The following is a 12767-nucleotide window of genomic DNA, read 5'->3' on the forward strand; positions in this document are numbered from 1 at the left end:
AGTCGCCCCAGGCCACACACGCCTCAGCAGCCTCCTTGACGTGGCGAGCGTCACTCTCCATAATTGGCGCAACTGAGTTGTGTTGAATGCAACTCAGCGATTCAGACACCGCGCTCTCCACATATGGGCGCCCGACGACGGCGAGGCACACCGATGACGACCACCACTGACACTGTCTCCGACCTGGAGCGCCTGAAGACGCTGCACAACGGCGAGAAGCAGCCGCTGACGTTCTCCGCCGAAGAGTTCGAGCGCCGCCTGTCGGGCCTTCGGCGCATCATGAGCGAACAGGGCCTCGACGCCGCGATCCTGACCAGCTACCACGGCATCAAGTACTACTCCGACTTCCTCTACACCACCTTCGGCCGCAACTACGCACTGGTCGTCACGCAGGACGATTCAGTCACCGTCACCGCCAACATCGATGCCGGCATGCCGTGGCGGACCAGCCACGCCGACAACATCGTCTACACCGACTGGAAACGTGACAACTTCTACTACGGCCTGCAGCAGGCCGTGGCCCGCGCCGGCGTCCCCGCCTCACGAATCGGCGTCGAGGACGACTCCCTGCCGGTGATGACACGACGCAGCATCCAGGACGCCTTCCCGGATGCCGAGCTCCTCGACGTCTCGCAGGCCGCCATGCGCCAGAGGATGATCAAGTCGGACGAGGAGATCGAGGTCATCCGACATGGCGCCCGCATTGCGGATCTCGGAGGTGAGGCGATCAAGGCCGCCATCCGCGAGGGCATCATGGAATATGAGGTCGCCCTCATCGGCACCGAGGCGATGACCCACGAGATCGCCAGAACCTTCCCCCACCGCGAAGTGCGGGACACCTGGGTCTGGTTCCAGTCCGGCATCAACACCGACGGCGCCCACAACTGGGCGACCACCCGCCGGCTGCAGCACGGCGACATCCTGTCGCTGAACTGCTTCCCCATGACCTCGGGCTACTACACCGCTCTGGAGCGCACACTGTTCCTCGGCGAGCCGGACGAGACGAGCCTGCACCTGTGGAACGTCAACGTCGAGGTGCATCGGCGCGGCCTCGAGCTGATCAGGCCCGGGGCGGTCTGCAAGGACATTGCGGCAGAGCTCAACGAGATCTACGTGAGCCACGGACTCCTCCCCCGGCGCACCTTCGGATACGGCCACTCGTTCGGGGTGCTCTCCCACTACTACGGCCGCGAGGCCGGCCTGGAGCTGCGCGAGGACATCGACACCGTCCTCGAACCAGGCATGGTGGTCTCCATGGAGCCCATGATCACGATCCCCGAGGGCGAGCCCGGCGCGGGAGGATACCGCGAACACGATATCCTCGTCGTCCAGGAGGACGGAGCTGAGAACATCACCGGATTCGGCTTCGGACCGGAGCACAACATCATCCTCGCCTGAGGCTCCTCATCGCACGGTGGGGTCGACGCCGGAGCGTCGGCCCCACCGTGGCCACGGGCTGGAGAACAGGAGCCCCCGACATGGCAGACCGCGAGACCAGGCGACAGCCGGGCCGTGAGCCCTCGGTGATCGTCAACGTCATCGAGGTGCTCCGCTGCTTCACCGTCGACGAGCCGCAGCAGAGCGTCACCGGGATCTCCTCCCAGGTCGGCCTCCACAAGTCGACCGTCTCGCGCATCCTGGCCACGCTCGAGGATGAGCGCATCGTGGAGCGCGACGAACCCTCCCGCCGCTACCAGCTCGGCCTGGGCCTGATCGCCGTCGCCGGACCGCTGCTGGCCAATCTGGACGTGCGTCGCGTCTCCCTCGACGAGCTCCAGGATCTCGCTGCGGAGACCGCCGAGACCGCGGCGCTGACCATCTGGGACGGCGAATCCTCTGTGACGGTTGAGCAGGTGGCGAGCCGGCTTCAGGTCAAACACACCTCCGAGCTGGGCAGCCGATACTCGACCGGCCTGAGCGCCAGCGTGCAGGTGCTCCTCGCCCATCGCCCTCCGGGAGAGGCCCAGCGCCTCCTGGACACCGGGAGGGTGACGATCCCGCCGTCCCTGTCCACGGAGCAGCACCTCGACCTGCTCGCCCAGGTCCGCCGCCAGGGCTTCGCGGTCAACCACGCCCAGACGTCCGCCGATGAGGCCGGAGTCGCCGCCCCCGTGCGGGACCACCGCGGGGAGGTCGTCGCCGCCATGATGATCGCAGCCCCCGCCTTCCGCGTCCCAGAGACGCGCATCCCGGAGCTGGTGCAGCTGTGTCGCCACTCTGCCGACCGGGTCAGTCGGCGCCTGGGCGCCGCACCCCAGCCCTCCTGACCGCGACACCCCTTCGGCACACCTCCTGCTGCGATCCGCGCCCCGGTTCGGCGCGGCATGCCCGCACGCGCCCACCCACTGAACTGTGCCGAACCGTTGACGACATGTGACACCGCTCATACTCTTAACGCAACCGAGTTGCGTTCATCGCAACCTTTGAGCGGAGGTATCGCATGTCCCCTCAGCCCGACTCCCCTATCCGGCACACCCAGCCACCGGCTCTCGACCGAACCGACACCCACCAGACCACCCCAACACCGAACACGGCGGGACTGACTCCCGTCGACCCGCTCACTCGACGCAAAGTGGTCGCCGCCACCTTCATCGGCAACTTCGTCGAATGGTTCGACTACGCCGTCTACGGCTACCTCGCCGGAAGCATCGCCATCGCGTTCTTTCCGGAGAGCGATCCGACGACTCAGCTGCTGGGCGCGTGGGCCGTCTTCGCCGTCTCGTTCCTGGTCCGACCCCTCGGCGGGTTCTTCTGGGGGTGGCTCGGGGACCGTTGGGGCCGCAAGACGGCCCTGTCCTGGTCGATCCTGGTCATGTCGGTCGCAACCTTCTGCATCGGACTTCTCCCCACCTACCCGACAGCCGGAATCCTCGCACCGCTGATGCTCCTGCTGGTCCGTGTGGTGCAAGGGTTCTCTGCTGCCGGGGAATACGCCGGCGCCTCGGCCTTCCTCGTCGAGTACGCACCCAAGGGCCAGCGAGGCAGATACGCGGCCGTCGTGCCGGCCTCGACGTCGGCCGGCCTGCTCTTCGGCCTGCTCTTCGTCACCGGGCTCACCGCGGCTCTCGGATCGGACGCGGTGAATGAGTGGGCGTGGCGCATCCCGTTCCTCCTGGCCGCACCCCTGGGACTGATCGGCCATTACATCCGCACCCGGCTGGAGGACACCCCGCAGTTCACGGCGCTCCAGCAGCAGGATGACGTCATCACGGCGCCCTGGCGCGACCTCTTCGTCCAGCACTGGCGCCTGCTGCTGCGTGCCCTGGGTGCCGCGCTGCTCAATGCGGTCGCCTTCTACATCCTGCTCAGCTACATGCCCAACTATCTGGAGTCCCAGCTTGACCTCTCAGTGACCCAGGCCAACACTATGACGGCGACCTCACTTGTCACCTATATCGGGTTCATCCTCATCACCGGATCGCTCTCAGACCGAGTAGGCCGGCGCAAAGTGCTGCTCTCGGCGTCCGTGGCCATGTTCGTACTGGCCGTACCGGCCTTCATGCTGCTGAAGCACGGATTCCTCCTCGGCGTGCTGGTCCTCGTCATCATGGGCGGAACGCTCGCACTGAACGACGGCGTCCTGCCGAGCTTCCTCTCCGAACAGTTCCCCACACGGATCCGCTACACCGGCTTCGCAGTCTCGTTCAACTCGGCCAACGCCTTCTTCGGCGGCACCGCCGCATTCGTGGCCACGCTGCTGATCTCCGTGACCGGATCCGCGCTGGCCCCTGGCTGGATGCTGATGGCTGCAGCGTCGATCGCCTTCGTGGCGGTCCTGCTCTCCCGGGAGACGGCGCAGGAGGAGCTGCGCTGAACGGCAGGGAGGCGCGCACGACGGGCGTGAGCCTCGTTCTGACGGCGCTGTGCGGGAGTCACGTCTGCCCGGACGGCACAGGCGTGCTGGGACAGCGTGGTGTGACCGGGAAACCGGAGCCTCCAGAGCCGGATCGGGCCGGACTCGGAGCAGAGACGGGAGTGTTCAGTTCTCACCCGTCGTCGACGATCTGCGCCTCATGGGCGTGTCAGCGTCTGCGCAGAGCAGCTCGTCGATGACCTTCGGCGACAGCACGTGGATCAGGGCCCGGGGAGGTTGCGGGACAGCAGCGGTCGGCCGCCTGGGCCCACCACCACTCTCTGAGGGCCCGGTGACCGCGATGCGTCGCGGCGCACGATCGTCCTGCGCCCTCACCGCAGGACGACCGTGCGCATCCCGTTGAGGAAGACCCGCCCCTCACAGTGCCACCGGACGGCGTTGGACAACGCCTTCGACTCGGTGTCTCGTCCGGCGGCGACCAGATCCTGCGGCATATAGGTGTGATCGACATCGACCACCTGCTGGGCGATGATCGGACCTTCGTCCAGCTCCTCGTTGACATAGTGGGCGGTCGCGCCCACGGTCTTCACTCCCCGGTCGAAGGCCTGGTGATACGGTCGGGCGCCTTTGAAGGAGGGCAGGAAAGAGTGATGGATGTTGATCGCCTTCCCCGAGAGCGTCCTCGTGAGATCATCCGAGAGGATCTGCATGTACCGCGCCAAGACGACCAGCTCCACGTCGAACCGGCCTACCAGGTCCAGCAGCTCCTGCTCGGCGGCCTGCTTCGTCTCGGGGGTGACCGGCACGTGGAAGTACGGGATCCCATGCCACTCCACGAGCTGTCGATGATCCTCGTGGTTCGACACCACGGCGGCGATCTCGATCGGCAGCTCACCCGCCCGCGACCGGTTGAGCAGGTCGTTGAGGCAGTGGCTGAATCGGGACACCATGATCAGCACGCGCCGCGGCTCCCCGTGGCGGAAGAGCTCCCACCGGGCGTCCAGCTCGTCGGCCAGCTCGGCGAGCTCCTCGCGCATCCCCGCGCCGCCGACCTCGGCGCCCCCAGGTCCGCTCAGCCTGACCTGGACGCGGAGGAAGAATCGGCCGGTGTGCTGGTCGTCGAACTGCCTGAGCTCCACGATGTCGCCCCCATGCCGCAGCAGCACCCCGCTCACAGCATGGACCAGGCCCGGTCTGTCCGGACAGTCCATGCTGAGCACATGGTCCTGCGACTGGTCTGCCGATCCACGGTCAGGCCCGATCATGACTGCCATGACATCCTCCTGAAGTGATGGTGGAGGCCGACCTGCACTGACGTCGGCCATGAGACCCCCTGTTGAGGTCCGTCGGTTCTTCGATCCTCCGCCCGCGTCCGTCGAGCGCGTCCGCCAGGGACGCACACCGGACCCTCGCACACAGCAGAGGGTCCGATGCGCGTCATCCCAACGTCAGAGGAATCCCGGTGCCCCCGGGAGCTCCGGCTGGGCGAACTCCGCCATGGCGTCGATCAGCCACCGGACGGTGTAGTCCGCGAAGGAGGCCCGCGGCAGGATCCGCCACGTGGTCTCCGCGCTGCGCACCAGGACCACCGGGACGGTCCCGAGCAGCGTGGAGACCCCGCTCCCGACCGGGAACGCCCTCGGATGGAGATCCACCGCGCAGCCCTTCTCCAGGACCGCACGTGCCTCGACGCCGGCCAGTTCGAGCACCGCACGGTTGGCGGAGAGGTCGAGCAGCTGGCCCGGCAGTCCCTCCAGGCAGCCGGCCAGCTCCTCAGCTTCGCCGGGGAGCTGCTCCCGGGAGACGTCGATGACGAGGAACTCATCCGGGCCGAGCCAGACCGCGTGCAGGCCGTTCAGATCGCCGCTGGTGCCCCGGTGATGCTGAGGGAGCGTCAGCCCGACACGCTGCTCGACCGCCTGTGCGGACGGCGTGCCGGGCCTCACCCGCACCCCCAGTTGCACCGGGAAGGCGATCTCGCGGAGCCGCACCTCCCGCCGGCCCGAGACTCCGGCATCGTGCATGGCCTCCTCGAGGTGGGCCACCGGTGAACGTCGCCGCGGGCCCTGCGGACCTCCCTGATGCGGACCGGTCCGCGCCGTCTCTGCTGTCATCGTCACGGTGTGGTCACCCATCGCGCCGGCTCCCTTCGGGGTCGTAGAGGACATGTGAGGTGATCTCGACGTCGACCACGCGGTCCCGCACCGGGACCTGCGCGATCTCGCCGATGAGATTCCTGCCGTCATCCACCAGGGCCAGCCCGAAGGGACGGCCCAGAGCGGCCGAGAGGTAGGAGGAGGTCACGTGACCGATCATCGGCACAGGACCCTGATCAGGCGTGATCGACGTTCCGCGGGCGACGAGCTGTGCGCCTTCCTCGAGGCGGGTGGCGCCGTCGACAGGCAGCACCCCCACGAGCTGCCGACGGTCGGAACGGGCTGTGTCAGGCCGCGAGAGTGACCGTTTGCCCACGAAGTCCTTGACCTTGGAGACCGCCCAACCCATTCCCGCATCATCCGGGGTGACGGTGCCGTCGGTGTCCTGTCCGACGATGATCAGGCCCTTCTCCGCACGCAGCACGTGCATCGTCTCTGTCCCGTACGGCGTGATGTCGAACTCCGCCCCGGCCTCGGCGACCATCTCCCAGACGTTGAGCCCGTAGAAGGCGTCCACATTGACCTCGAAGGCCAGCTCGCCGGAGAACGAGACCCGACAGATCCGCGCGGGGGTACCATCGACCAGCTCCGTCTCGCGGAACGCCATGAAGGGGAAGCCCTCGCGGGAGACGTCGAGCTCGGGCGCCAGCTTGGCGATGACGTCACGGGACCGAGGGCCGACCACGGCGATCGTGCTCCACTGCTCGGTCACCGAGGTCAATGACACGTCCAGCTCCGGCCACTCCGTCTGATGCCACTCCTCCAACCAGTCCAGCACCCCGGCGGCACCGCCGGTCGTGGTGGTCATCAGGTACCGATCCTCGGCGATGCGGAGTGTGACGCCGTCGTCGAAGATCATTCCATCAGCGCCGCACATGAGTCCGTAGCGTCCTTTGCCGACCGGAAGTTTGGCGAACCCATTGGTGTAGATGCGGTTGAGGAACTCCCCCGCGTCGACACCGCGGATCTCGATCTTGCCCAGCGTGGTGACGTCCATGAATCCCACAGAATCGCGCACAGCGGCACACTCCCGCAGGACGGCGGTGTCCATGTCCTCACCGGGCCGGGGGAAGTACCACGGACGCTTCCACTGGCCCACGTCCTCGAAGAGTGCTCCGTGGGCGAGGTGCCAGGGGTGGATCGCGGTCACGCGCGCCGGATCGTAGAGGTCTCCGCGACGCCGGCCCGCCAAGGCCGCGAAGGAGACCGGCGAGTAGGGGGCGCGGAAGGTCGTGGTCCCGACCTCGGGGACTTCGTCATTCAGCACAGCGGCGATGACCCCGATGGCGTTGACGGCGCTGGTCTTGCCCTGGTCGTTGGCCGTGGAGATCGAGGTGTAGCGCTTGACGTGTTCGACCGCGCGCAGTCCGGCGCCGACCGCCCGCAGCACATCGGCGACGGTCTGGTCACGCTGAAGGTCGACGAAGTGGGTGTCCCACTCGGCAGGCTCCCCGTCTGCGCGCGGGACGAGCCACAACGGACATACGGGTCCGCCTGTGCAGTCCGCGCCGGGACGAGCGTCTGCCCGGGGGATCTCGAGCTCGGCGGCATACCCCATCTCGACGGCACACTGATGCCCGGCCCGGGCGCCTTCCTCGAGCACGGCCTGCAGGCCGGCGGTGCCGGCGAGCGAGCCGACGACCTGCTGCCCGGGCACGGGAGCGTCCGGGAGGAAGGCGGCCAGCTCCTCGTCCCACCGCAGTCGGCCCTGCCGCTGGCTGTGCAGGTGGACCACCGGGGAGTGTCCGCCCGAGACCGCCAGCAGGTCCACCGGGATGGTCTCAGGCTCGCCTGCGAGGTTCCCCTGCGCATCCAGCGGAGCTGCGGAGACGGCGCTGATCCGGCCGTCGGCCCCCTCGCCCGCCGTCCCGATGACGGCCTGGCCGAAAAGACCCCGCACGCCTGTGGCCCGCAGCACCTCTGCGGCGGCTGGTGAGGGCTCCGGCCGGGAGTCGACCACGGCCACGGGCGGCGCACCAGCGGCGTGGAGATCCTGCACGAGGGCATAGGCGCTGTCATTGGTCGTGGCCACGACCACCTGCGAGCCGGCCAAGGCCGCGTAGCGGTTGAGGTAGCTTCTGACGGCTCCAGCCAGCATGACGCCCGGACGGTCGTTGTCTGCGAAGACCAGGGGGCGCTCATGCGTACCGGTGGCCAGCACGACGCGGCCGGCGCGGATGTGCCAGACCCGCTCCCGAGAGACCCCCGGGCGCGATGCCGGGGGGAGATGGTCGGTGCGGCGCTCGACGGCGATGACGTAGTTGGAGTCATAGCTGCCGAATGCGGTGGCCCTGCGCAGGTAGGTGACGTCCTGGCGGGCCTCCAGCTCTTCGGCGACGTCATCGGCCCAGCGCCTCGCATCACGGCCGGCGATGCTCTCGTCGCGGCTGGACAGCAGGGACCCGCCCGGCTGTGGCTGCTCGTCGATCAGCATGGTGCGCGCACCGCCGACGGCGGCCTGCCGGGCGGCGGCCAGACCGCCTGGGCCGGCTCCCACCACCAAGACGTCGACATGGACGTGCTTGTGGTCATAGGTGGCGCCGTCGGGCCTCGGGTCCAGTCGACCCAGACCCTGCAGGAACCTGGCCTCGAGCTCGTCCACGGCCGAGACCGTCGTGGCCGGAATCATAGACTCATCAGCGTGGCCCGCATTCCGGGAGCTGACGGCGAGCAGAGCGTTCGGCTCCTCCACTCCTGCGCTCATGATGCCGCGGGGCCGACTCCGATAGATGGATCGTCCCGACACCAGGCGCCCCGCGCCGACGAGGGCGCTGGCCACCGTGTCCCCCGCACAGGCGGTGAGCGGATGCCCGTCCACCTGCAGGCGCAGAGTCACGTCTCGGTCGATGCCGTGGCCCGGTGCACGGTCTGTGGTGAGTCGTCCAGTGGTCATCGGTCTCCTCCTTCCTCGTGGGCGGCGTCCGCCGTGGCCCGCTCCCCCATGGGCCAGGTCTCGTGGATGCGGTACGTCACGGTGTCGCGCAGCGCGTTGAACCATCGCCGGCACCCGACGGCGTGGTTCCAACGCTCGGCGAACTCACCCTTCGGGTTGTCGCGGTAGAACAGGTACTCGGCCCACTGGCGGTCGTCCAGGGCGTGCGGATCCCGGGGATAGGCGACGTGCGCCTGGCCGCCGTAGTGGAACTCGGTCTCGTTTCGGGGCCCGCAGTGGGGGCAGGTGATCAGCAGCAAGAGGGTCTCCTAGTGGGCGACGGCGGCTGCGCCGTGTTCGTCGATGAGCTGGCCGGTCTCGAAGCGGTCGAGCGCGAAGGGTTCATTGAGCGGGTGGGCCTTCCCTGTGGCGATCGTGTGGGCGAACGTGAGCCCGGAGGCGGGGGTGCCCTTGAACCCACCGGTCCCCCATCCGCAGTTGACGTACAGCTCATCGACCGGGGTGTCGGAGATGATCGGCGAGGCGTCGAAGGTGGTGTCCACGATGCCGCCCCAGGTGCGCAGCACGTGGGCGCGGGCGAACATCGGGAACAGCTCGACGGCGGCGGCCATCTGCTCTTCGATGACGTGGAACGCTCCGCGCTGCCCGTAGCCGTTGTAGGAGTCGACCCCGGCGCCGAGGACGAGCTCCCCCTTATGGGCCTGGGAGACGTAGACATGGACGTGGTTGGACATCACCACAGTCGGGTGCACCGGCTCGAACAGTTCCGAGACCAGCGCCTGCAGCGGGTGGGACTGGATGGGCAGACGGAAGCCGGCCAGTTCGGCCAGCACCGAGGAGTGGCCCGCCGCCGCCAGCCCGACCTTGCCCGCGGCGATCCGTCCGCGTGATGTCTGCACCCCGGTGACGCGACCTCGGTCGAGCTGGAAACCGGTGACCTCACAGTTCTGGATGAGATCCACTCCGAGCTCGTCACACCGGCGAGCCAGCGCCCAGGCCACGTGGTCGTGCTTGGCGATGCCGGCCCGGGGCTGGTAGGTGGCGCCCATGACGGGGTAACGGATGTCGTCCTCGACGTTGATGATCGGGCACACCTCCTTGACCTCCGCCGGGCTCAGGAATTCGGCATCCACCCCGTTCAGCGCATTCGCATTGACCCTGCGCCGCGCCTCCCGGACGTCCTGGAGCGTGTGCGTCAGATTGAGCACTCCGCGCTGCGAGAAGAGAAAGTCATAGTCGAGCTCCTCGGGAAGCTGCTCCCACAGCTTCAGGGACTGCTCGTAGATCGCGGCAGACTCATCCCACAGATAGTTGGAGCGGATGATCGTGGTGTTCCTGGCCATGTTCCCGCCGCCGAGCCAGCCCTTCTCGAGCACGGCGATGTCCGTGATCCCGTGCCGGGTCGCCAGATAGTAGGCAGTGGCCAGTCCATGGCCGCCTCCACCGACGATCACCACGTCGTAGCTGTCCCTCGGCTCGGGGTTCCGCCAGAGGAAGTCCGGGTGCTCCGGAAGCGCCTCAGTCATGATCAGGCTCCCATCGGTGTCAGTGTCGGGTACAGGGGGTGCTCCGCCGCCAGGGCCTCCACCCGGTCGCGCAGCGTCGCCACCTCTGCGGGTTCGGCGCCCTGATCCGCGCATCCGGCGATCAGCGCACGGGCGATGACGTCGGCGACCTCGGCGAAGGCGTCGTCGCCGAAGCCGCGGCTCGCCAGAGCGGGGGTCCCGATGCGCAGCCCGGAGGTGACCATCGGAGGACGCGGATCGTCCGGCACGGCGTTGCGGTTCACCGTGATGCCCACCTGGCTCAGCAGGTCCTCGGCCTGCTGCCCGTCGATCCGGGAGTCGCGCAGATCCACCATGACCAGGTGGACGTCGGTCCCACCGCTGAGCACGCGGACGCCCGCCTCCTTCACGTCCTCCTGGGAGAGCCTGTCCGCGAGCATCTGGGCTCCGGCGACTGTGCGCGTCTGACGCTCGCGGAAGTCCTCCTGACCGGCCAGCCCGAAGGCCACGGCCTTTCCGGCGATGACGTGCTCGAGGGGTCCGCCCTGCTGGCCGGGGAAGACTGCGCTGCGGACCGACTTGGCGATCGCGTCGTCGTCGGTGAGGATCAGCCCGCCGCGCGGACCCGCCAGCGTCTTGTGGGTGGTGCTGGTGACGACGTCGGCATAGGGCACCGGATTGGGGTGGAGGCCGGCGGCGACGAGGCCGGCGAAATGCGCCATGTCGACCATCAGGCGAGCTCCGACGTCGTCCGCGATGCGACGGAACGCAGCGAAGTCGAGCTGCCGCGGATAGGCCGACCAACCCGCGATGATCAGGCGCGGACGGTGTCGGCGAGCCTGCTCCGCCACGTGGTCCATGTCGATCATGGAGGACTCCGGGTCGACGCCGTAGGCGGCGACCTCATAGAGGCGGCCGGAGAAGTTCAGCTTCATCCCGTGGGTGAGGTGTCCCCCATGGGCGAGGTCGAGCCCCAGAATCGTGTCCCCGGGACTGAGCAGCGCATGCATCGCCGCAGCATTGGCCTGGGCACCGGAGTGCGGCTGCACGTTGGCATGGGCTGCGCCGAAGAGCGCACGAGCTCGGTCGATCGCCAGCGTCTCGATCGCGTCGACATGCTCGCACCCGCCGTAGTAGCGACGGCCGGGGTAGCCCTCGGCGTATTTGTTGGTCAGCACGGACCCCTGGGCCTGCATCACCGCGAGCGCCGTGTGGTTCTCCGAAGCGATCATCTCCAGCCCGTCGCGCTGCCGGGTCAGCTCGGCGTCGATATGTCCGGCGACTTCGGGATCGATGTGACCGAGTGATCCGGTCTGCACCCGGGAGACCCCGGAGTCTGTGATGGGCGTGACGGTCATGTCCCCTCCTCGTGCCTTGTTTGTCGACAACTGATATATCAGTTGACGCCTTACAATATGAGGTACGTCATATCCGGTCAACCCCTCCCGCGCAGATAGCGAGACAGCCATGCGTCCCGATCCCTCCCCGGCCGCTGGGCCGCTGCCGCTGGGCGAGCGCGCCTACCGCGAGCTTCGCGACCGCCTCATCCTGCTCGACATCCCTGCGGGCGCGCCGATCAGCGAGAACGCACTGACGGAGGAGCTGGGGATAGGCCGCACCCCGCTGCGCGAGGCCCTCAAGCGCCTCGAGACGGACCATCTGGTCGTGACCTACCCGCGCCGCGGGACCTTCGCGACGCCGGCCGACGTCACCGAACTCGCAACGATCTCCGAGATCAGGATGCTGCTGGAACCGCATGCGGCCGCCAAAGCCGCCGAGCGACGAGGCGGCTCCGCACGGAGCCAGATCGAACGCGCACTCGAGTCCATCCGGCTGATCGAGACGACGTCGAGCCGTCGGGAGCTCATCACCCAGGATCTGGAGATCCACCGCACCATCTATCGCGCCGCCGAGAACCCCCATCTGGAGGAGACGCTCGTCCGCCTGGACAATCTGGCCACCCGGATCTGGTGCCTGGTGCTGCACCGACTCCCCAGCATCACCACACACATCACCGAGCACGAGGCCCTGCTGGCCGCCATCCTCGGCGGGGACTCCCCCGGCGCCGAACGCCTCGCGCGCACCCACGTCGCCGCGTTCGAAGCCACGGTGCGCACCGCGCTGTGACCGGACCCCTGAGTCGCCCCATGACAGAGAGGGCCCCTTGACCGCGAGGACAGATCCCCACATAATTCATGCAACTCAGTTGTGACTGACGCAACACCTCGATGAGGCCCTGCCTCGCCGTCGGCCACGCCGGGTCACACCCACTGGCTCCATCGACCACACTCTGTCGCTGAAGACGTCTCTCGGAGGACGCATGTCACCAGAACCAGCAGCCACACCCCCGCCCCGCACGACCGCTCAGATGCGCCCCGATCGGTCCGACCCGTCACCTG

The 12767-nt window shown here is 68.0% G+C and carries 10 protein-coding genes; 4 read left to right on the forward strand and 6 right to left on the reverse strand.

Annotated features, from left to right (window positions below; translation table 11 throughout):
* The first annotated feature begins 153 nt into the window (after positions 1 to 153).
* From SD455_RS09105 to SD455_RS09115, 3 genes are all read left to right on the forward strand, one after another.
* Positions 154 to 1398, forward strand: a complete 1245-nt coding sequence (locus SD455_RS09105; RefSeq protein WP_070161314.1) for a M24 family metallopeptidase — start codon at positions 154 to 156, stop codon at positions 1396 to 1398.
* An 80-nt stretch (positions 1399 to 1478) separates the two neighbouring features.
* Positions 1479 to 2267, forward strand: coding sequence for an IclR family transcriptional regulator (locus SD455_RS09110; RefSeq protein ID WP_070161316.1), 789 nt, complete (start codon positions 1479 to 1481; stop codon positions 2265 to 2267).
* 173 nt (positions 2268 to 2440) lie between these two features.
* Positions 2441 to 3814, forward strand: a complete 1374-nt coding sequence (locus tag SD455_RS09115) for an MFS transporter (RefSeq protein ID WP_083277650.1) — start codon at positions 2441 to 2443, stop codon at positions 3812 to 3814.
* A gap of 371 nt (positions 3815 to 4185) precedes the next feature.
* Here the strand turns inward: SD455_RS09115 and purU are convergent, their stop codons facing one another.
* The 6 genes from purU to glyA all read right to left on the reverse strand — a co-directional run bounded on the left by purU (position 4186) and on the right by glyA (position 11726).
* The gene (gene purU, locus SD455_RS09120; protein ID WP_139827626.1) at positions 4186 to 5079 is read right to left on the reverse strand and encodes a formyltetrahydrofolate deformylase; all 894 of its coding nucleotides are present in this window, start codon (positions 5077 to 5079) and stop codon (positions 4186 to 4188) included.
* Between the two features lie 183 nt (positions 5080 to 5262).
* Entirely contained in the window at positions 5263 to 5949 is a 687-nt protein-coding gene (locus SD455_RS09125; protein ID WP_445507886.1) for a sarcosine oxidase subunit gamma, read from the reverse strand.
* The gene (locus SD455_RS09130) at positions 5942 to 8863 is read right to left on the reverse strand and encodes a sarcosine oxidase subunit alpha family protein (protein ID WP_070161320.1); all 2922 of its coding nucleotides are present in this window, start codon (positions 8861 to 8863) and stop codon (positions 5942 to 5944) included. Before SD455_RS09130 ends, SD455_RS09125 begins: the two co-directional genes overlap by 8 nt.
* A complete protein-coding gene (locus SD455_RS09135) occupies positions 8860 to 9162 on the reverse strand; it encodes a sarcosine oxidase subunit delta (RefSeq protein WP_070161321.1) in 303 nt (100 codons plus the stop codon). The genes SD455_RS09130 and SD455_RS09135 overlap by 4 nt, the downstream gene beginning before the upstream one ends.
* A 9-nt stretch (positions 9163 to 9171) precedes the next feature.
* Complete coding sequence (locus tag SD455_RS09140; protein ID WP_445507887.1) at positions 9172 to 10389, reverse strand: sarcosine oxidase subunit beta family protein; 1218 nt, start codon at positions 10387 to 10389, stop codon at positions 9172 to 9174.
* A 2-nt stretch (positions 10390 to 10391) separates the two neighbouring features.
* Positions 10392 to 11726 carry a serine hydroxymethyltransferase gene (gene glyA / locus SD455_RS09145; RefSeq protein ID WP_445507888.1) on the reverse strand — a complete coding sequence of 445 codons (1335 nt, stop codon included), beginning with the start codon at positions 11724 to 11726 and terminating at the stop codon, positions 10392 to 10394.
* 109 nt (positions 11727 to 11835) lie between these two features.
* Here glyA and SD455_RS09150 point away from each other — a divergent pair, with 109 nt between their 5' ends.
* The gene (locus SD455_RS09150) at positions 11836 to 12495 is read left to right on the forward strand and encodes a GntR family transcriptional regulator (protein WP_070161323.1); all 660 of its coding nucleotides are present in this window, start codon (positions 11836 to 11838) and stop codon (positions 12493 to 12495) included.
* The last annotated feature ends 272 nt before the right edge of the window (positions 12496 to 12767 follow it).

Source organism: Nesterenkonia sp. K-15-9-6, assembly GCF_052656005.1.